The 20,521-nt window shown below is 59.6% G+C and carries 18 protein-coding genes; 11 read left to right on the top strand and 7 right to left on the bottom strand.

Features of this window, described 5'->3' with window-relative positions:
* Positions 1 to 52 precede the first annotated feature (52 nt).
* From ACMXYJ_RS28990 to ACMXYJ_RS29000, 3 genes are all read left to right on the top strand, one after another.
* Positions 53 to 781 (top strand): amino acid ABC transporter ATP-binding protein, encoded by a 729-nt coding sequence (locus ACMXYJ_RS28990; protein WP_415760822.1) that lies wholly within the window; start codon positions 53 to 55, stop codon positions 779 to 781.
* A 46-nt stretch (positions 782 to 827) separates the two neighbouring features.
* Positions 828 to 1,655 (top strand): transporter substrate-binding domain-containing protein, encoded by an 828-nt coding sequence (locus ACMXYJ_RS28995; protein WP_415757907.1) that lies wholly within the window; start codon positions 828 to 830, stop codon positions 1,653 to 1,655.
* Positions 1,656 to 1,784: 129 nt separating this feature from the next.
* Positions 1,785 to 3,068 (top strand): NAD(P)/FAD-dependent oxidoreductase, encoded by a 1,284-nt coding sequence (locus tag ACMXYJ_RS29000; protein WP_415757908.1) that lies wholly within the window; start codon positions 1,785 to 1,787, stop codon positions 3,066 to 3,068.
* Between the two features lie 179 nt (positions 3,069 to 3,247).
* Here the strand turns inward: ACMXYJ_RS29000 and trxB are convergent, their stop codons facing one another.
* Positions 3,248 to 4,204 (bottom strand): thioredoxin-disulfide reductase, encoded by a 957-nt coding sequence (gene trxB / locus ACMXYJ_RS29005; protein ID WP_415757909.1) that lies wholly within the window; start codon positions 4,202 to 4,204, stop codon positions 3,248 to 3,250.
* Between the two features lie 316 nt (positions 4,205 to 4,520).
* Between trxB and cysZ the strand changes: the two genes are divergently transcribed.
* Together cysZ and ACMXYJ_RS29015 are read left to right on the top strand one after the other, a co-directional pair.
* Positions 4,521 to 5,273, top strand: a complete 753-nt coding sequence (gene cysZ, locus ACMXYJ_RS29010) for a sulfate transporter CysZ (protein ID WP_415757910.1) — start codon at positions 4,521 to 4,523, stop codon at positions 5,271 to 5,273.
* A gap of 40 nt (positions 5,274 to 5,313) precedes the next feature.
* Positions 5,314 to 6,537 (top strand): glycosyltransferase family 4 protein, encoded by a 1,224-nt coding sequence (locus ACMXYJ_RS29015; RefSeq protein ID WP_415757911.1) that lies wholly within the window; start codon positions 5,314 to 5,316, stop codon positions 6,535 to 6,537.
* Here the strand turns inward: ACMXYJ_RS29015 and ACMXYJ_RS29020 are convergent.
* From ACMXYJ_RS29020 to ACMXYJ_RS29030, 3 genes are all read right to left on the bottom strand, one after another.
* Positions 6,506 to 7,609, bottom strand: coding sequence for an NADH:flavin oxidoreductase (locus ACMXYJ_RS29020; RefSeq protein WP_415757912.1), 1,104 nt, complete (start codon positions 7,607 to 7,609; stop codon positions 6,506 to 6,508). The genes ACMXYJ_RS29015 and ACMXYJ_RS29020 overlap by 32 nt on opposite strands.
* Before the next feature lie 156 nt (positions 7,610 to 7,765).
* The gene (locus ACMXYJ_RS29025) at positions 7,766 to 8,248 is read right to left on the bottom strand and encodes a glutathione peroxidase (protein ID WP_415757913.1); all 483 of its coding nucleotides are present in this window, start codon (positions 8,246 to 8,248) and stop codon (positions 7,766 to 7,768) included.
* A 124-nt stretch (positions 8,249 to 8,372) separates the two neighbouring features.
* Positions 8,373 to 8,858 (bottom strand): FKBP-type peptidyl-prolyl cis-trans isomerase, encoded by a 486-nt coding sequence (locus tag ACMXYJ_RS29030; protein WP_007901600.1) that lies wholly within the window; start codon positions 8,856 to 8,858, stop codon positions 8,373 to 8,375.
* Between ACMXYJ_RS29030 and ACMXYJ_RS29035 the strand changes: the two genes are divergently transcribed.
* From ACMXYJ_RS29035 to ACMXYJ_RS29045, 3 genes are read left to right on the top strand one after another with little or no spacing between them, the layout of a single operon-like run.
* Positions 8,827 to 9,165: a DUF3565 domain-containing protein gene (locus ACMXYJ_RS29035; protein WP_033058229.1), complete on the top strand. Its 339-nt coding sequence runs from the start codon at positions 8,827 to 8,829 to the stop codon at positions 9,163 to 9,165. The two genes, ACMXYJ_RS29030 and ACMXYJ_RS29035, sit on opposite strands and share 32 nt — an antisense overlap.
* Positions 9,166 to 9,225: 60 nt before the next feature.
* Positions 9,226 to 11,325, top strand: a complete 2,100-nt coding sequence (gene pta / locus ACMXYJ_RS29040) for a phosphate acetyltransferase (RefSeq protein ID WP_415757914.1) — start codon at positions 9,226 to 9,228, stop codon at positions 11,323 to 11,325.
* Positions 11,326 to 12,234, top strand: a complete 909-nt coding sequence (locus tag ACMXYJ_RS29045; protein ID WP_415757915.1) for an acyltransferase — start codon at positions 11,326 to 11,328, stop codon at positions 12,232 to 12,234.
* Between the two features lie 164 nt (positions 12,235 to 12,398).
* On the opposite strand, the gene cysN is transcribed toward ACMXYJ_RS29045, so the two are convergent.
* The 3 genes from cysN to ACMXYJ_RS29060 all read right to left on the bottom strand — a co-directional run bounded on the left by cysN (position 12,399) and on the right by ACMXYJ_RS29060 (position 16,232).
* Entirely contained in the window at positions 12,399 to 14,297 is a 1,899-nt protein-coding gene (gene cysN / locus ACMXYJ_RS29050; RefSeq protein ID WP_415757916.1) for a sulfate adenylyltransferase subunit CysN, read from the bottom strand.
* A 9-nt stretch (positions 14,298 to 14,306) separates the two neighbouring features.
* Positions 14,307 to 15,224: a sulfate adenylyltransferase subunit CysD gene (cysD, locus tag ACMXYJ_RS29055; RefSeq protein ID WP_305504569.1), complete on the bottom strand. Its 918-nt coding sequence runs from the start codon at positions 15,222 to 15,224 to the stop codon at positions 14,307 to 14,309.
* 249 nt (positions 15,225 to 15,473) lie between these two features.
* Positions 15,474 to 16,232, bottom strand: a complete 759-nt coding sequence (locus ACMXYJ_RS29060) for a Nif3-like dinuclear metal center hexameric protein (RefSeq protein ID WP_415757917.1) — start codon at positions 16,230 to 16,232, stop codon at positions 15,474 to 15,476.
* 102 nt (positions 16,233 to 16,334) lie between these two features.
* Between ACMXYJ_RS29060 and algW the strand changes: the two genes are divergently transcribed.
* From algW to ACMXYJ_RS29075, 3 genes are all read left to right on the top strand, one after another.
* Positions 16,335 to 17,495 carry a Do family serine endopeptidase AlgW gene (gene algW, locus ACMXYJ_RS29065; protein ID WP_415757918.1) on the top strand — a complete coding sequence of 387 codons (1,161 nt, stop codon included), beginning with the start codon at positions 16,335 to 16,337 and terminating at the stop codon, positions 17,493 to 17,495.
* 86 nt (positions 17,496 to 17,581) lie between these two features.
* Positions 17,582 to 19,687: a TonB-dependent siderophore receptor gene (locus ACMXYJ_RS29070; protein WP_415757919.1), complete on the top strand. Its 2,106-nt coding sequence runs from the start codon at positions 17,582 to 17,584 to the stop codon at positions 19,685 to 19,687.
* A gap of 13 nt (positions 19,688 to 19,700) precedes the next feature.
* Positions 19,701 to 20,420: a DUF4198 domain-containing protein gene (locus tag ACMXYJ_RS29075; RefSeq protein ID WP_415757920.1), complete on the top strand. Its 720-nt coding sequence runs from the start codon at positions 19,701 to 19,703 to the stop codon at positions 20,418 to 20,420.
* Positions 20,421 to 20,521: the final 101 nt, after the last annotated feature.

A 20,521-nucleotide genomic window follows, 5' to 3' on the forward strand; every position in this document is an offset into this window, starting at 1 on the left:
CAATACCGCTGAACAACTCAACCTTGCACCTGCTGCGCAACCCTGCCCTTCTATGATTTCCATCACCGACCTGAACAAGTGGTACGGCGATTTTCACGCGTTGCGCGATGTCGACCTGAACGTCGCCACGGGCGAAATCCTGGTGGTGTGCGGGCCGTCAGGCTCGGGCAAGTCGACGATGATTCGTTGCATCAACCATCTGGAGAATTTCCAGAAAGGCCATATCCAGGTCAACGGCATCACCCTCACCAGTGAGGCAGAAAGTGTCAGCGCGGTGCGCCGGGAAATAGGCATGGTGTTCCAGAGCTTCAATCTGTTCCCACATTTAAGCGTGATGGACAACCTGACCCTCGCTCCGCAACTGGTGCAAGGCGTGTCATCTGCCGAGGCGAAAAAGCGCGCTCAGGTCTACCTGGAGCGGGTGCGAATAGCCGAACACGCCGACAAGTACCCTTCGCAACTGTCCGGTGGCCAGCAGCAACGCGTAGCGATTGCCCGGGCGCTGTGCATGAACCCCAAAGTGATGTTGTTCGACGAACCCACCTCGGCCCTCGATCCGGAAATGGTCCACGAAGTGCTGGACGTGATGGGCGAGTTGGCCACCGACGGCATGACCATGATCTGCGTAACCCACGAAATGGGTTTTGCCAGCAAGGTCGCCGACCGCGTGCTGTTCATGGACCAGGGCCAGGTCATCGAACAAGCCACCCCTTCCGAATTTTTCAACAACCCGCAAACCGAACGCGCACAGAAATTCCTGTCACAGATCATTGGTCACTGAGCACCGCTTTGCCCCTTCATAACAATAACGATAAGTGGAGATGGACATGGTCAGCAAAAAACACGTAATCGCAGCCGCAATGTCGCTGGTGTTCGTCGGCGCTGCCAACGCCGGTGCCGTCTTGGACAAAATCCAGAGCAGCAAAACAATGACCGTCGCCACGTCGGCGACCTGGCCACCCCAAGGGTTTATCAACGACAAGAATGAAATCGACGGGTTTGATATCGACGTTTCCAAGGAGATCGCCAAGCGTCTCGGCGTCGAGGTCAAGTTCATTACCCCCGATTGGGACGTGATCACAGCGGGCAAATGGAACGGGCGCTGGGACATGTCCGTGGGCTCGATGACCGCCACCAAAAGTCGTGCGCGAATTCTCGACTTCCCCGCGACCTATTACTACGTGCCCTACGTGTTTGCGGTTCACAACAAATCCACACTCACCGACCACAAAGCCCTCAATGGCAAAACGATCGGCGTCGAAGGCGGCACCACGTCCGAGGATTACCTGAACCAGGCGCTGGCCATCGAAGCGACTGACATGCCGCCCGTGGCCTACGACGTACAGACCAAGAAGATGAAGACCTATGCCGGTTCCCTCGGGCCGTTGGATGACTTGCGACTGGGCGACGGCGTTCGTCTCGACGGCATCCTCACTCAGCGCAGCACGCTGGAAGCGGCCATCAAGAAAAACTACCCGCTGCGGGCCGTCGACAATGGCGTAGTGTTCTACGAACCCCTGGCCATTGCCACCGACAAGGGTGACGCGGAATTGAAGGCCAAGCTCGGTGAAATCATCGGCGCAATGCACAAGGACGGCACACTGACCAAGCTGTCGACCAAGTGGTACGGCGTGGATTACTCAACCGTCAAATAACCACATCGCCCACCTGTGGGAGCGAGCCTGCTCGCGATGAGGCCATAACATTCAGCATCGATGTTGTGTGTTCGACCGTCATCGCGAGCAAGCTCGCTCCCACAAAAAGCAATTTTTCAAGGATTGACCATGTCCTTTCCTATCACCTGGTATTCCCAAACCTCGCTCCCCCGCGCAGCCAGGCCCGAACTGCGCACCGACGAAAGCTGCGACGTCTGCATCATCGGCGCCGGGATCGCGGGCCTTACCGCCGCCCTGGAGCTGACCCGGCGCGGCAAACGCGTGATCATCCTCGAAGCCCAGCAAGTCGCCTGGGGCGCGTCCGGTCGAAATGGCGGCGTGGTTTCGCCGGGCTGGGCTGAAGGGTCGGGAGCGATCCGCAAGAAACTGGGACTGGAACAGGCCAAGGCGCTGTTTCAAATGTCGGTCGAGGGCGTGGAGATTGTCCGCCGCAACATCGCCGAACTGGCACTGACTGGCTGCGATCCATCCGCCGGCACGATTCAGGTCAAGCGTTACGACGACAGTGCGGGCGTGAAAAACCATATCGACACGATGCGCCGGGACTTCGGCTATGAACTCAACTTCCTCGATACCTCTCAAGTCCGCGAGCGGGCTCACACCCTGCGCTATTTCCAGGGCATCGAGGATCCGAAGGCGCTGCACTTTCACCCGCTGAATTATTGCCTGGGGCTGGCCCTCGCCATCGAAGCGGCGGGAGGCCGGATTTTCGAACAATCAAAAATGCTGGCCTGGCGTCGCGAAGGCGCCGATAAAATTGTCCAGACCGCTCACGGCACCGTGTGCTGCCAGGACCTGGTGTTCTGCGCTGGCGGTTACGGCGGCCCGGAGTTGCAAAAACTCAGCCGCGCCTACCTGCCCATCGCAACCTATGTGGTGCTGACCGAGCACCTGGGCGACTCGATCAGAAACGTCCTCGACTCCGGCGCCGCGTTCTCCGACGACCGCCGCGCCTCGGACTATTACCGCGTGGTCGAAGGCGATCGCCTGCTCTGGGGCGGACGCATCACCACCCGCAACGAACAGAACGAAAAAGCCCTCGCCACCATGCTCAAGGCCGACATGGTCTCGGTCTATCCACAACTGGCCCCGGTCAAAATCGAATTGGCCTGGTCCGGCCTGATGGGTTACTCCACCAACAAGATGCCCAACCTGGGATTGCTGGAACCGGGCGTCTGGGCCTGCACCTCGTTTGGTGGCCATGGCTTGAATACCGGCTCGATTGGCGGCAGGGTCATCGCCGAAGCGGTGTGCGGGGAAAGTGCGCGTTATCAGCTGTTCAAACCGTACTTGCTGGACTGGAACGGCGGACCGTTCGGGCGGATTGCCGCCAATGCCATCTATCAATCGTTGAAGGTCATGGACTTTGTCCAGGAGCGGTTTCGTGGTTGACCACAATCCCCTGTGGGAGCGAGCTTGCTCGCGATAGCCATTTATCATTCAACATTGATGTCGACTGATACACCGCTATCGCGAGCAAGCTCGCTCCCACAGGTTTTTTGATCGGCTACTGAATCGTGGGCACAAAAAAACCGGCCGAGGCCGGTTTTTTAGTTTCTACAGAATCAGAATCAAGCGTTCTTCAGATCGTCGAGGTAACGCTCGGCGTCCAGTGCCGCCATGCAGCCGGCGCCGGCCGAGGTGATGGCCTGACGGTAAACGTGGTCAGCCACGTCACCGGCAGCAAAGATGCCTTCGAGGCTGGTGGCAGTGGCGTTGCCGTCACGGCCGCCCTGCACAACCAGGTAGCCGTCTTTCAACGTCAGCTGACCTTCGAACAGCGAAGTGTTCGGGGTGTGGCCGATGGCGATGAACACACCGTCGACTGTCAGCTCGTCGAAGCTGCCGTCGTTGTTCTTCAGGCGGGCACCGGTCACGCCCATGTTGTCGCCCAGGACTTCGTCCAGAGTCGAGTTCAGCTTCAAGACGATCTTGCCTTCGGCAACCCGGGCATTCAGCTTGTCGATCAGGATCTTCTCGGCGCGGAAGGTTTCGCGACGGTGGATCAAGGTCACTTTGCTGGCGATGTTGGCCAGGTACAGCGCCTCTTCAACAGCGGTGTTGCCGCCACCGACCACAGCCACTGGCTTGTTGCGGTAGAAGAAACCGTCGCAGGTCGCGCAGGCCGAAACGCCTTTGCCCATGAACGCTTCTTCCGACGGCAGGCCCAGGTAACGAGCGCTGGCGCCGGTGGCGATGATCAAGGCGTCGCAAGTGTAGGTCGCGCTGTCGCCGGTCAGGGTGTACGGCTTGGCAGCGAAGTCCACGGCATTGATGTGATCGAAGACGATTTCGGTTTCAAAGCGCTCGGCGTGCTCTTTCATGCGGTCCATCAACGCCGGGCCGGTCAGGCCGTGGACGTCGCCAGGCCAGTTGTCGACTTCGGTGGTGGTGGTCAGTTGACCGCCGGCTTGCATGCCGGTGATCAGCAGTGGCTTGAGGTTGGCACGGGCGGCATAGACCGCGGCGCTGTAACCGGCAGGGCCGGAACCGAGAATAATCACTCGCGAATGACGGACTTCAGACATGACCTGCTCCTGTTGACCGGCCCGAAACTTCTGGCGCGGAACGCCGGGTTGCCGGCGGGAATAAAAAAGGACCGTTGAAAGCGCTTGGGGAAGGCTTGAGCTCGACAGTCCTGTAAAAAGTATGGGGTGCAGCGTATCGAGGGGGCGAAGATTAAGGAAATACGGTTTAACAATCCAGCTCATAGGCGGTCTCTATCCCATCACGATGGATACATAGGCGCCTTTGTTACAGTTAATGTCGATGCTGCTACCGCGCTTTCGCCCGTCAGGCAAAGCCGGTAAGGTCGGCGCGTTTCCCCTTTGCTCGGAGCACGTTATGCCCGCCCCCGTTCTGTCCGGCCCGCAATACCTGCGCGAAGGCCTCAAGCTGGTCCTGAGCCCAAGCCTGCGTTTGTTCGTGCTGTTGCCGCTGGTGATCAACCTGGTGCTGTTCGTCGGATTGATCTACCTGGCCAGCCATCAATTCAGCCTGTGGGTCGATACGTTGATGCCGTCCCTGCCCGACTGGCTGAGTTTTCTCAGTTATGTGCTCTGGCCGTTGTTCGTGGTGCTGGTGGTGTTGATGGTGTTCTTCACCTTCACCATGCTGGCCAACATCATCGCCGCGCCCTTTAACGGCTTCCTCGCGGAAAAAGTCGAAGTCGTGGTGCGTGGCACCGACGACTTCCCGTCCTTCAGCTGGGGCGAGCTGATCGAAATGATCCCCCGCACCCTGGCCCGGGAGATGCGCAAACTCGGCTACTTCCTGCCGCGCGCCATCGGGTTGTTCATCCTCTCGTTCATCCCGGTGGTGAACATCATCGCAGCGCCGCTGTGGCTACTGTTCGGGGTGTGGATGATGGCGATCCAGTACATCGACTACCCGGCGGACAACCACAAACTCGGCTGGAACGAGATGCTCGCCTGGCTGCGCGAGAAGCGCTGGCAGAGCATGAGTTTCGGCGGCAGTGTTTATCTGGTGCTGCTGATTCCGGTGGTCAACATCCTGATGATGCCGGCCGCCGTGGCGGGTGCGACCTTGTTCTGGGTGCGCGAACGCGGCGCGGAAAACCTGGTGGTCCAGCGCTGAATCAGTCACAAATTCATCATCCCACCGTCACACTGACGACATGGCCTCAGTCGACACTGAGGTCATGACGACAGCTCTGCATATCACCCTGATCACCGAAACCTTCCCTCCCGAAATCAACGGAGTGGCCAATACCCTCGGCCGCTTGTACGACGGCTTGCGCGCGCGCGGGCATCAAGTGGAGTTGGTGCGACCGCGTCAGGGTTGCGATCAGCAGCTGGGCAGCGACGATGCGTTGTTGCTATGTCGGGGCTGGCCGCTACCGGGATATCCCGGCTTGCAATGGGGTCAGTCGTCGATGCACAAGCTGTTGCGGCGCTGGAAGCGTCATCGGCCGGACGTGTTGTATATCGCCACGGAAGGACCGCTGGGATTGTCCGCGTTACGCGCGGCGCGGCGCTTGGGGATTTCGGTGGTCAGCGGCTTTCACACCAATTTCCAGCAGTACTCCAGTCAGTATGGGCTTGGACTGCTGACGCGATTGCTGACCCACTACCTGCGCTGGTTTCACAATCGCTCGACCTTGACCCTGGTGCCGAGCGTGAGCCAAAGAATGGAATTGGAGCGCCGGCATTTCGAGCGCCTGGCGTTGCTGTCGCGTGGGGTCGACAGCCAGTTGTTTCACCCGACCAAGCGGCTGACGTCGCTACGCGAACAGTGGGGGTTGGCCGAGAGTGACATTGCCGTCATCCATGTAGGTCGCCTGGCACCGGAGAAAAATCTCGGCTTGCTCAAGCGCAGTTTCGAAAGGCTGCGTACGACTTATCCACAGAAAAACCTGAAGTTGATCGTGATCGGCGACGGCCCGCAACGAGCGGTCCTGGAGAAAGAACTGCCCGAGGCGATTTTCTGTGGTTCACAACGCGGCGAAGCCTTGGCCAGTCACTACGCGTCGGGGGATGTGTTTCTGTTTCCAAGCCTGACCGAAACCTTCGGCAATGTCGTGCTTGAGGCACTGGCTTCGGGTTTGGGTGTGGTGGCCTACGATCAAGCGGCGGCGGCTCAGCACATCCGCCATGGCTACAACGGCGTACTGGCGATGCCGGGGGACGAAGAGGCGTTCTGCGATGCGGCGTGTTGGCTGTTGGAGAAGCGCGAAACCTTGCGCTGCGTGCGGCTTAATGCGCGTCAGCATGCGAGTCGCCAGGGGTGGGCAGCGATTATCGAGCAGTTTGAAGGGCAGTTGCGCGGGGCCTGTCAGGCCCCGCTTGCCTCAAGCATTGATCCTCGGCTTAAACCAGGGTCATCAACGCCTCACGGCTGAACGGCAGGATGTCTTCTTCACGGCCGTCACGCACTTTCTGCGCCCAGTCCGGGTCCACCAGCAACGCACGACCGACGGCCACCAGGTCGAACTCATCATTGTTCAAACGCTCCAGCAGTTTTTCCAGGCTGGCCGGCTGCGCGATCTTGTCGGTGTTGACCATGAACTGCAGGAACTCGCCGTCCAGGCCAACGCTGCCCACGGTGATGGTCGGCTTGCCAGTGAGTTTGCGGGTCCAGCCGGCCAGGTTCAGCTCGGAACCGTCGAACTCCGGCTCCCAGAAACGGCGCGTCGAGCAGTGGAAAATATCCACGCCGGCGTCGGACAACGGCTTGAGGAATTCGCCCAACGCTTCCGGGGTTTGCACCAGACGCGCGGTGTAATCCTGCTGCTTCCACTGAGAGAAACGGAAGATGATCGGGAAACCCTCGCCGACTGCTGCACGCACCGCTTGAATCAGCTCGATGGCGAAACGCGAACGGTTAGCCAGGTTGCCGCCATATTCGTCGGTGCGCTGGTTGCTGCCGTCCCAGAAGAACTGGTCCACGAGGTAGCCGTGGGCACCGTGAATTTCCACGCCGTCCATGCCGATGCTCTGGGCATCTTTGGCGGCCTGGGCAAACGCGGCGATCACGTCCTGGATATCTTGTTTGGTCATGCCGTGAACCACGACCTGACCGTCCTTCAATTTCTCCGACGGACCGTAACCCGGCACGCTGGCGTCCGGCTCGGTGCCGATGCGACGCACGCTGCCGACATGCCACAGCTGCGGAACGATCTTGCCGCCTTCAGCGTGAACTGCGTCGACCACTTTTTTCCAGCCGGCCAATGCAGCTTCGCCGTAGAAATGCGGCACGTTCGGGTAACCGTTGGAAGCCTTGTGGCCGACGGTGGTGCCTTCAGTGATGATCAGGCCGACACCTGCGGCAGCGCGACGACGGTAGTACTCGATCACTTTGGAATTGGGAACGCCACCCGGTGAAAACGAACGGGTCATCGGCGCCATGACGACGCGGGTCGGCAATTCAAGGGTGCCGAGGTGGAACGGTTTGAACAGGGCTTTGACGGGCATGGGACGCTCCACGGAAACGGTATCGACGGGACATAGATTTTATGACGGCGATAATATGCTGGGCGACAAGCAATGCACAGCACTATTGATTGTGGTGATAAAGGTTCAAAAGGCAGGCATAAAAAATCGCAGCTCGGTGGCTGCGATTTTTTTGGTTCAGCTCAAGGCTTTTTCAATCGCATTAACGACCGTCGGATCATCCGGCGCCGTTCGCGGCGAGAACCGCGCCAGCACGCGACCATCCTTGCCTAGCAGGAATTTTTCGAAGTTCCAGGTAATGTCACCGGGAAATTCAGCACCCTCACCCGCCAGCAGACGGTACAGCTGATGACGATCGTGACCGTTGACTTCCAGCTTGCTGGACAACGGAAAGGTCACGCCATAGTTGAGGCTGCAGAAATCCTGGATCTCTTGCTCGGAGCCCGGTTCCTGCCCGGCAAACTGGTTGCACGGCAGGCCCAACACGCTGAAGCCCTGGCCCTTGTATTTCTGGTAGAGGTTTTCCAGCGCCGCGTATTGTGGGGTCAAGCCACATTTGGAGGCGACGTTGACCACAAGCACGACATGCCCCTTGAGGGGTGCCAGCGGTAGCTCCTGACCATCCAGGGCTGTCAATTTAAGGTCGTGAAAAGCACTCATGACGAACTCCAGATTCCCGTGTTCTTCTCGAAACAGCCACTTGGCGGTGTCACCAGGGACAGCCGCGGACTAAAAAGGCGCCCCTCGGGCGCCTCTCCAGTACTCGAAAGCTTAGCGCAGAAAATCAGTGGTGATGGCCACCTTCGCCATGGACGTGACCATGAGCGATTTCTTCCTGGCTGGCATCACGGATGTCGATGATCTTGACCTGGAAATTCAGGCGCTGACCGGCCAACGGGTGGTTGCCGTCGACGGTAACATCGTCGCCGTCCAGATCGCGAATGGTGACGATCTGCATCTGGCCGTCCGGAGCGGATGCGTGGAACTGCATGCCCACTTCCAGTTCGTCGACGCCTTCGAACATGCTGCGGCTCAACGTGCTGACCAGTTCGGCAGCGTATTCGCCGTAGGCATCTTCAGGTTCTACGGCTACGGTCAGCTCGTCACCGACTGCTTTGCCTTCCAGAGCCTTTTCCAGGCCCGGAATGATGTTACCTGCGCCTTGCAGGTAGACCAGCGGCGCGCCGCCGGCGGAGCTGTCGATGACCTCACCGGCGTCGTTGGTCAGGGTATAGTCGATGGAGACAGCCTTATTGGCGGCGATCAGCATGGGGCGAGACCTTTTGCATAAGAATGAAGAATGGCCAAGTTTAGCGAAGCAATCGCCCGAAAGCGAACACAACCCGGACAGACGGGTGACGGCGAAAGGCTCGACGGTCACAGGCTTCCATCAGGATGAGGACGGGCATTGGGTGGCCGAGCTTTCCTGCGGTCACACCCAGCACCTGCGCCACCAGCCACCGTGGCAATCGCGCGCCTGGGTCCTGGACCCCGCGCAACGTATTGAAAAAATAGGCCAGCCCTTTGATTGCGGTTGGTGCGCACAAGGCTCGGTTAGCGATAACCTTGGCGACTGAATTTCGGTAAACGGCCAGACATAGGTCGTCACCATTGCCATGCACCTCCAGAGAATCCGCATGCAAACTTTTTTTATCGCGCCCACCGATTTTGGTGTGGGTCTGACCTCCATCAGCCTCGGGCTGGTGCGTACCCTTGAGCGGGCCGGCCTCAAGGTCGGCTTTTTCAAACCGATTGCCCAGCCGCATCCGGGTGACACCGGGCCTGAACGGTCTACCGAACTGGTGGCGCGCACTCACGGTTTGAAACCGCCTCAGCCGCTTGGTCTGGCGCACGTCGAACGCATGCTCGGCGACGGTCAGCTGGATGAGCTGCTCGAAGAAATCATCACCCTCTATCAGCAGGCGGCAGTCGGCAAGGATGTGCTGATCGTCGAAGGCATGGTCCCGACCCGCAGCGCCAGTTACGCCGCGCGGGTCAATCTGCATTTGGCGAAAAGCCTCGACGCTGAAGTGATCCTGGTCTCGGCGCCGGAAAACGAAGTGCTGACCGAACTGTCCGGCCGAGTGGAATTGCAGGCGCAATTGTTCGGCGGTCCGAAAGACCCGAAAGTCCTCGGCGTGATCCTCAACAAGGTCAAAACCGACGAGAGCATGGAGGCTTTCGCTTCGCGTTTGAAGGAACACTCACCGTTGCTGCGCAGTGGCGATTTCCGTCTGCTGGGTTGCATCCCGTTCCAGCCGGAATTGAACGCCCCGCGCACCCGCGACGTCGCCGATCTGATGGGCGCGCAGATTCTCAATGCCGGTGATTACGAAACCCGGCGCATGACCAAAATCATCATCTGCGCCCGCACCATGCGCAACACCGTGGAGCTGCTCAAGCCCGGCGTGCTGGTGGTGACGCCCGGCGATCGCGACGACATCATCCTTGCCGTCAGCCTCGCGGCCATGAACGGCGTGCCGCTGGCCGGCCTGTTGCTGACCAGCGACACCCTGCCCGACCCGCGCATCATGGACCTCTGTCGTGGCGCGCTGCAGGCTGGCCTGCCGGTGTTGTCGGTGAGCACCGGCTCCTACGAAACCGCCAACCAGTTGAACGGTTTGAACAAGGAAATCCCGATCGACGACCGCGAGCGCGCGGAGATCATCACCGATTTCGTCGCCAGCCACCTCGACGCCAAGTGGCTGCACCAACGCTGCGGCACGCCACGGGAAATGCGCCTGTCGCCCGCCGTGTTCCGTTATCAATTGATCCAGCGCGCCCAGGCTGCCAACAAACGCATCGTCCTGCCCGAAGGCAGCGAGCCGTTGACCGTGCAAGCCGCAGCGATCTGTCAGGCGCGCGGCATTGCCCGTTGTGTCTTGCTGGCGAAACCGGCAGACGTCGAAGCCGTCGCCCGCGCCCAAGGTATCGAGTTGCCGCCGGGGCTGGAGATTCTCGACCCGGACTTGATCCGCGAGCGCTACGTCGAGCCGATGGTTGCCCTGCGCAAAACCAAAAGCCTCAACGCGCCGATGGCCGAGCAGCAACTGGAAGACACCGTGGTGATCGGCACCATGATGCTGGCGCTGGATGAGGTCGACGGATTGGTGTCCGGGGTCATTCACTCCACCGCCAACACCATCCGCCCGGCCCTGCAGCTGATTAAAACAGCGCCGGGTTGCACGCTGGTGTCGTCAGTGTTCTTCATGCTGTTTCCCGAAGAGGTTCTGGTCTACGGCGACTGCGTGATGAACCCGCACCCGAGCGCCAGCGAACTGGCCGAAATCGCGCTGCAAAGCGCCGACTCGGCAGCCGCCTTCGGCATCACCCCGCGCGTGGCGATGATCAGCTACTCCAGCGGTGAATCGGCCACCGGTGAAGAAGTCGAGAAGGTCCGCGAAGCGACGTTGCTCGCCCATGAACAACAGAACTCGCTGCTGATCGACGGCCCATTGCAGTACGACGCCGCTGCCAACGAAACCGTTGCCCGGCAACTGGCGCCGAACAGCCAGGTCGCCGGTCGCGCCACAGTGTTCGTGTTCCCCGACCTGAACACCGGCAACACCACCCACAAAGCCGTGCAGCGCAGCGCCGACTGCGTCAGCCTCGGGCCAATGCTGCAAGGCCTGCGCAAACCAGTGAACGACCTGCCGCGCGGCGCGCAAGTTGACGACATCGTCTACACCATCGCGTTGACCGCGATTCAAGCTGCCAACCGACCTTTGGATCTTTAAATGCTGGATTCCCTACCTGCACCGCTGCGAGGCATCATTGCCTCGCTGCTGTTGGCGCTGAACACGATTGCCTGCTGCACACCGCTGTTCATCGTGGCGATCTTCAAACTGCTGCTACCCTTCCCCGCCGCCCAGCGTTTTACCGATTGGCTGATGAGCCACATCCACGAAGCCTGGATCAGCAACAACAAGGCCTGGATGGACCTGCTGGGGCACACGCGCTGGACGCTCAGCGGCCTGGAAGGTCTGGACTATCAGCACTCGTATTTGATCACCAGCAACCACCAGAGCTGGGTCGACATCATGGTGTTGCAGTACGTGCTGAACCGGAAGATTCGCCCGCTGAAGTTCTTCCTCAAACAGGAACTGATCTGGGTCCCGGTAATTGGTCTGGCGTGGTGGGCGCTCGGCTTTCCGTTCATGAAGCGCTACTCCAAGGCCTACCTGGAAAAGCACCCGGAGAAGAAAGGCAAAGACCTGGAAACCACTCGCAAGACCTGCGACAAGTTCCGCCATAACCCGGTGGGGATTTTCAACTTCGTCGAAGGCACGCGTTTCACCGACGGCAAGCATGCCCAGCAGAAATCGCCGTTCAAGCATCTGCTCAAGCCCAAGGCGGGCGGCATTGCGTTTGTGCTGGATGCCATGGGTGAGCAGCTGGAAGCCATCGTCAACGTGACCATTCACTACCCGGCCGGGCGTCCCGGTTACTGGGATTTGCTCTGTGGGAACGTGAAGGATGTGGTGGTGCATTTTCAGGAGCTGAAGATTCCACCGCAGTTCATCGGCAAGAACTACGACCAGGACGGGGAGTATCGATTGCAGTTTCAGGGCTGGATCAACCAGTTGTGGCAGGACAAGGATGCGTTGCTGGGGCAGATGCATCGCGAGTATCCGGGCAAGTCTTGATGTGTCTGGACTGGCCTCATCGCGAGCAAGCTCGCTCCCACACTGGATTTGTGTACGACGCAGAACCACTGTGGGAGCGAGCTTGCTCGCGATGGCGGTTTCAGAGGCACAAAAAAACCCGCCGATGATCACTCATCGACGGGTTTTTTATTAACGGCTAACGCTTAGATCGCGCCACGCTGGCGCAGCAGATCCAGCACTTGCTTGACGCTTTCTTCCAGCGACAGCGACTGTGTGTCGACCACGAGGTCGGCGTCCAGCGGCACGTCGTACGGGAAGGAATCGCCCGGGATGTTATCCCCGGCCGCCGCGTACAGGCCTTGTGGGTCACGCTCGGCACAGACTGTTGGCGAGGCCTGGACGTAGACCGTCAGCAGACGTTCCTTGCCGATCAGCTCCCGGGCCTGTTCACGACCTTCGGCACTCGGCGCAACGAAGGCTGCCAGTGTCAGCAAACCGGCTTCGTTGAACTGACGCGCAACGTGCGCCGCACGACGCCAGTTCTCGGTACGCCCGGCACGATCCTGTGGCAGACCTTTGTTCAGGTCATGACGCAGGTTCTGGCCATCGAGCACAAACACCGCACGGCCCATGTCGAACAGCTTGCGTTCAACGGCGTAAGCCAGGGTGCTTTTGCCGGCGCCCGACAAACCGCTGAACAACACGGTGGCCGGTTGCTGGCCGAAGCGCTGGGCGCGTTCTTCAGTGGCCACATGGGCCAGTTTGCCGTGATGCGTGCTGGTGCCATGGCTCAACGGCTGAGCGATGATCATGCCGGCGGCGACGGTGCCATTGGTCAAACGATCAATGACGATGAACGAACCCGTGGTGCGGTTGCTCGCGTAACCGTCCAGCGCGATGGCCGCGTCGAGGCTGACCTTGACCCGACCGATCTCGTTCAGGTTGAGCGAACTGGCCGGACCTTCTTCCAGGGTGTTCACGTCAACGCGGTTGACGATGCTGGTGATCGAACCCGGCACGTAACTCGTGGCGCGCTTGATGTCGTATTTCTTGCCGGGCAGCATCGGCTCTTCAGCCATCCACACCAGCATGGCGTCGAAGGCGTCAGTCACTTGCGGCTGGTTGTCGGCGTGCACCAGCAAGTCGCCGCGCGAGATGTCGATCTCGTCTTCCATGGTCAGCGTCACCGCTTGACCAGGACCGGCGTGCTCCAGCTCACCTTCGAAGGTGACGATGGATTTCACACGGCTGCTCTTGCCCGACGGCAGCACAACGACTTCGTCGCCCTTGTGCACGACGCCGCTGGCCAGGGTGCCGGCGAAACCACGGAAGTTCAGGTTCGGACGGTTGACGTACTGCACCGGGAAACGCAGGTCGGTGTAGTTGCGGTCGTTGGCGATCTCGACGGTCTCGAGAATTTCCATCAGCGACTGGCCGGTGTACCACGGCGAGCGCTCGGACTTGTTCACCACGTTGTCGCCCTTGAGGGCAGACATCGGTACGAACGCCATGGTGGTCGGCTTGAACGCGATGCCTTCGGCGAACTTCAGGTAATCGGCCTTGATCGACTCGAAGACTGTTTCGTCGAAGCCGTTGAGGTCCATCTTGTTGATGGCGACAACGATGTGTTTGATGCCTAGCAACGAGGCGATGAAGCTGTGGCGACGGGTCTGGGTCTGCACGCCGTAACGGGCGTCGACCAGGATGATCGCCAGGTCACAGGTGGACGCACCGGTGGCCATGTTGCGGGTGTACTGCTCATGGCCAGGGGTGTCGGCGATGATGAATTTACGCTTGGCGGTGGAGAAGTAACGGTAAGCGACATCGATGGTGATGCCCTGCTCACGCTCGGCCTGCAGGCCGTCGACCAGCAATGCCAGGTCGATGTCATCGCCGGTGGTGCCGACTTTTTTCGAGTCGCGGGTAATGGCTTCCAGATGATCTTCGTAGATCATTTTGGAGTCGTGCAGCAGGCGCCCGATCAGGGTGCTCTTGCCGTCGTCGACGTTGCCACAGGTCAGAAAGCGCAGCATTTCCTTGCGTTCGTGCTGGCCCAGGTAGGCGAGGATGTCCTCGCTGATCAAATCAGATGCGTGCGACATGACAACCCCTTAGAAATAACCCTGACGTTTCTTTTCTTCCATCGAGCCTGCGCCATCGTGATCGATGACCCGGCCCTGGCGTTCGGAAGTTCGCGTCAGGAGCATTTCCTGAATGATGTCGGTCAGGCTGGTAGCCTCGGACTCGACCGCACCGGTCAACGGGTAGTCGCCGAGTGTACGGAAGCGGACCTTCTTCTTGACGATGCGCGCCTTGTCTTCATCGCTCAGGTGATTGAGCAGGCGTTCGTCGTCGATCATGATCCAGGTGCCATTCATCTCGATAACGTCGCGCTCGGCGGCGAAATACAGCGGCACGATCGGGATGCCTTCGAGGTAGATGTACTGCCAGATGTCCAGTTCGGTCCAGTTCGACAACGGGAAAACACGGATCGATTCGCCCTTGTTGACCTTGCCGTTGTAGACGTTCCACAACTCGGGACGCTGGTTTTTCGGGTCCCAGCGGTGCTTGGTATCGCGGAAGGAATACACGCGCTCTTTGGCACGGGATTTCTCTTCGTCACGACGGGCACCACCGAAAGCGGCGTCGAAGCCGTACTTGTCGAGGGCTTGTTTCAAGCCTTCGGTTTTCATGATGTCGGTGTGCTTGGCACTGCCGTGGGTCAGCGGGTTGATGCCCTGCGCGACGCCATCGGGATTCACGTGTACCAGCAGGTCAAGGCCGAGTTCTTCGACCATGCGGTCGCGGAACGCGTACATCTCCTTGAACTTCCACCGGGTGTCGACGTGCATCACCGGGAACGGCAGTTTGCCCGGGAAGAATGCCTTACGCGCAAGGTGCAGCATCACGGCGGAGTCTTTACCGACGGAGTACAGCATCACCGGGTTATCGAACTCGGCGGCGACCTCGCGGATGATGTGGATGCTTTCGGCCTCCAGCTGTTTCAGATGCGTCAGTTTGTCGACCATGGCTACTCACGAAAACGATCTTATGGACGGCCAGCGGGCCGTGTTCGAGCGAGGAATCCTAGCACAGCGACCTCTTCTAATCAGGACGTGAGCTAGATCGAAAGGGTATATGAATATACCTGCCCGTTCGGGTGTACTGGGTCCTGTGGGAGTGAGCCTGCTCGCGATAGCGGTGTGCCAGTCACCTCAATGTCGAATGTGACGCAGCCATCGCGAGCAGGCTCACTCCCACAGTGGATAGGGGGTGATTCAGATGGGATTGGGGCAATCGATGAAGATATGTTCGAGGGCAAAGCGCCGTGCCAGATAATCCCCGAGTGCCTGCACGCCATAGCGCTCGGTCGCGTGATGGCCAGCGGCGATGAAGCTGATGTCGTTTTCCCGGGCGCTGTGGAAGGTCTGCTCGGACGCCTCACCGCTGAGGTACAAGTCGACGCCAGCCAGTACGGCCTGATCGATGTAACCCTGACCGCCACCGGTGCACCAGCCAACGCGGCGAATCATCTCGCTGCCTTCGATCAGCAACGGCTCGCGGCCCATGACTTCTTGTACGCGACGGGCAAAATCGCGGGCCGTTACCGGCTCGTTCAATGAACCGACCAGGCCGACCACTTTGAGATTGTCTGGATCCAATGGGCCTTCGACGGTGATATCGAGCTGACGTGCCAGCTGAACGTTATTGCCGACTTCCGGGTGCAGATCCAGCGGCAGATGGTAGGACAACAGGCTGATATCGTGCTTGAGCAGGGTTTTCAACCGACGCTGCTTCATGCCGGTGATGCACGGATTTTCGCCCTTCCAGAAATAGCCGTGATGCACCAGCACCAGGTCGGCGCGGGCTTCCACAGCGGCGTCGAGCAACGCCTGGCTGGCGGTGACGCCACTGACGATGCGCATGACCTGCGGCCGGCCTTCGACCTGCAACCCGTTGGGGCAGTAATCGGCAATCTTTGCACTGTTAAGGTAACGGTCGGCTTCTTCGACCAGGGTGCTCAGGGCGACGGCCATAAAAGACTCCTAAATATCCCGTTCAGAGGCACGCTTCGCCTCGTATAATGCGCGACATTATGGGCGGTCTCATACCGCCTGCAACCTCTCAGGACGTGCTTAATGCTCAAGGCGCTGCGTTTTTCCGGCTGGCCGCTGTTGGCCGGCGTGCTTATTGCTCTGTTAATCATCCAGCGTTACCCGCAGTGGGTCGGGCTCCCGAGCCTCGACGTCAACATGCAGCAAGCCCCGCAAACCACCACCATGCAACAAGGCCCTGTGTCCTATGCTGACGCGGTGACCACGGCCGCGCCGTCGGTGGTCAACCTGTACACCACCAAAGTCATCAACAAACCGAACCATCCGCTGTTCGAGGATCCGCAGTTCCGCCGCTTCTTCGGCGATAACTCGCCCAAACAGAAGCGCATGGAGTCGAGCCTCGGCTCCGGCGTGATCATGAGCCCGGAAGGTTACCTGCTGACCAACAACCATGTGACCAGCGGCGCCGACCAGATCGTGGTGGCGCTCAAGGACGGTCGTGAAACCCTGGCCCGAGTGATCGGCAGCGACCCGGAAACCGACCTCGCGGTCCTGAAGATCGACCTGAAGAATCTTCCATCGATCACTGTCGGGCGTTCCGACAACATCCGCATCGGCGACGTAGCTCTGGCTATCGGCAACCCGTTCGGTGTCGGCCAGACCGTGACCATGGGCATCATCAGCGCCACCGGGCGTAATCAGCTGGGCTTGAACAACTACGAAGACTTCATTCAGACCGACGCGGCGATCAACCCCGGCAACTCCGGCGGCGCGCTGGTGGATGCCAACGGCAACCTGACCGGCATCAACACGGCGATCTTCTCCAAGTCCGGCGGTTCGCAGGGCATCGGTTTCGCAATCCCCGTGAAACTGGCCATGGAAGTGATGAAGTCGATTATCGAACACGGCCAGGTGATTCGCGGCTGGCTCGGCATCGAAGTACAGCCGTTGAGCCAGGAACTGGCGGAATCGTTTGGTCTGTCGGGGCGCCCGGGCATTGTGGTCGCGGGGATTTTCCGTGACGGCCCTGCACAGAAGGCCGGCCTGCAATTGGGTGACGTGATCCTCAGCATCGACGGCGAACCGGCCGGCGATGGTCGTCGTTCGATGAACCAGGTCGCGCGGATCAAACCGACCGACAAGGTCACGATCCAGGTGATGCGCAACGGCAAAGAGCTGAAGCTCACGGCTGAGATCGGTCTGCGTCCACCACCGGCGCCGGTTAAAGAGAAAGAAGAAAACTGACGCCAGCCCGAGGATCTCGGGCTAACAGCAGACATTCTCATTAGACATGTTATATTGTTTCAATAACTCTATTGGAACAACATAACATGTCGTCTCGAACAATGGCTTCCGTGGCAAGTCTTGCCCTCGGCCTGCTGGGGGATCCGGTCTTCGCCGAAGAGCCCGGCCCCCTCGAACTGGACGCCATCAGCGTCACCTCCGACTACGAATCGCCCACCGGCCCGGTCCAGGGCTACCGCGCCACGCGGTCTTCCAGCGCGACCAAAACCGATACCGCGATCCGCGACATCCCGCAATCAATCAGCGTGATTCCCGTCAGTGTGCTCAATGACCTGGGCAGCACCAGCGTCGAACGCGCGCTGGATTTTGCCGGTGGCGTGTCGAAGCAGAACAACTTCGGCGGCCTGACGCTTTACGAATACAGCGTGCGCGGCTTCACCACCTCGGAGTTTTACAAGGACGGTTTCAGCGCCAACCGTGGCTATCCGAGCACGCCGGACGTGGCCAATATCGAACGTATCGAAGTGCTCAAAGGACCGGCCGCCAGCCTCTATGGTCGTGGCGATCCGGGCGGTACGGTGAACATCGTCACCAAGAAACCCCAGCCCGAAGCCTTCACCACACTGCAAACCAGCGCCGGCAGTTGGGATCGCTATCGCACCGCCGTGGACGTCAATACGCCGCTGGATGATGACGGCAACGTTCTGTCCCGGGTCAACCTGGCCGTCGAGGACAACCACAGCTTCCGCGATCATGTCGACAGCCAGCGTGTGTTCGTTGCGCCTTCCTTCAGTTGGCAACTGAACCCGGACACCAGCCTGTTGGTGGAGAGCGAATTCGTTCGCCACAGCTCGACATTCGATCGAGGTATCGTCGCGCCGAACAATAAATGGAGCGGCGTCTCCCGTTCGACCTTCCTTGGCGAACCCAACGACGGCAACATCGACAACCACAACAATCTGCTGCAAGCCGCCCTCGAACATCAGCTTAACGACCGCTGGAAACTGCGCCTCGCCAGCCATTACAAGGAAGGCAAACTCTGGGGCTTCGCCTCAGAAAACCGTCCCTTGAACGCCGACGGCCACACCGTCAACCGTCGCTATCGCGAGCGCGATACCAACTGGCATGACAGCATCACCCAACTCGAATTGCGCGGTTTATTCTACATTGGCAGTTGGCAACACGAACTGCTGATCGGCAGCGAATACGAGAATTTCCGCAAGAACGAACGGGTCACGACCGTTGCCGGTGGCCCGTACGCCATCGATATCTATCGGCCGATATACGGCCAGCCGAAACCCAATGGCGCACGCTCCGGGACCGATCTCTTCGAGCATGTCGAAAGCCAGGCACTGAACCTTCAGGACCAGATCGTTTTCACCGACAAACTGCGCGGCATGATCGGTGCGCGCTTCGAACACTTTGAACAAAGCATCGACGATCACAGCCGCAACGCGACCAGCCGCCAGCGCCACGATGCCCTGACCCAGCGAGCTGGCCTGCTCTACCAATTGACGCCCGAAGTGGGGTTATTCGCCAACGCCTCCACCTCGTTCAAGCCGAACAACGGCCTGGATGCCGCCGGCAAATCCTTCGATCCGGAAGAAGGTGTCGGTTATGAAGTCGGGATCAAGAGCGAGCTGTTCGACGACCGCTTGAGCACCACCCTCGCCGCCTTCCATATCGAAAAGGAAAACGTCCTGGCGCTCGATCCGAGCACCGATTCCAGCCGCGCCATGGGCAAGGCCCGCAGCCAGGGTGTCGACCTGCAAGTCACTGGGCAAGTGACCGACGCCGTGCGAGTGATCGGTGCTTTCGCTTACATCGACGCCGAAGTCACCCAAGGCGACAAAGTCATTCCCGCCGGCAGCCGAATTCTCGGCGTGGCCAAACGCAGCGGCAGTCTGTTGGGCGTTTATGAATTCCAGGACGGCCACTTGCGCGGTTCGGACCTTGGTGCAGCGTTCACCTACGTCGGTGATCGCTCGGGTGAAGCCGGCAGCGATTTCGAACTGCCGGCCTACCACACCGTCGACCTGCTGGCCCATTACAAGGCCAGTGAAAACGTCACTGTCGGCCTGAACCTGAACAACCTTTTCGACGAGAAATACTTCGAGCGCTCCTACAGCAACTACTGGGTCAACCCCGGCGAGCCACGCAATTTCACCGTCAGCCTCACACTCAATCTGTAAAAGGACGTCCACCATGCAACACCTGAAATCCCTGGCGCTACTCAGTCTGCTGTGTGCCAGCCAAGTTTCGGCCCACGGTCTCTGGACCGAAGAGCGTCGCGGCAACATCGAAGTCATCTACGGCCACGGCGCCGAAGATAACGCCTTCAAGGCGCAGAAAATCAGTGGCGCGTGGGCTTATGACGTCGGCGGCAAAATGATCCCGGTGAATGTGCAACGGCTGGCCGACCACGCCCGCCTGCAGCCGTTGAAACCGCCGGCGGTGATGGCCGTGGCGCTGAACAATGGCATGTGGTCACAGACGCCGGATAAAAAATGGATCAACGAAGGACGAAGCAAAGTACCGGGGGCCATTGAGTCGACCCAGACCTTCAAGTACAGCCTGGCGATATACCAGCCGGGGGCGAAACTGCCGAAGCTTGATCAGATGAAATTGCTGATTTTGCCGGAGGTTGATCCGCTGACTGTCGGGCCGGGTAAATCGTTACCGGTTCGAGTGCTATTGGACGGTAAGCCGGCGGCGGGTGTGAAACTGGTGGGCGACTATCGCAGCGCGCCGAATACGTTAAGCACCGAGACGGATGCAGAGGGTCGGGCGCAAGTATTGGTGCGTAATGAAGGGTTGAATGTGATTGCGGCGCAGATGGAGATTTCGCTGAAGGACAACCCGGATGTGGCAACGCGCGGGGTATTCAGCTCACTGACGTTCCTTGGTGAACCGCATCACGAATAACCACAGAACCCTGTGGGAGTGAGCCTGCTCGCGATGAGGCCATAACATTCAGTATCTATGTTGAATGTAAGATCGCCATCGCGAGCAAGCTCGCTCCCACA

The sequence above is a fragment of the Pseudomonas arabinosi genome, assembly GCF_047758675.1.
Classification (GTDB): domain Bacteria; phylum Pseudomonadota; class Gammaproteobacteria; order Pseudomonadales; family Pseudomonadaceae; genus Aquipseudomonas; species Aquipseudomonas arabinosi.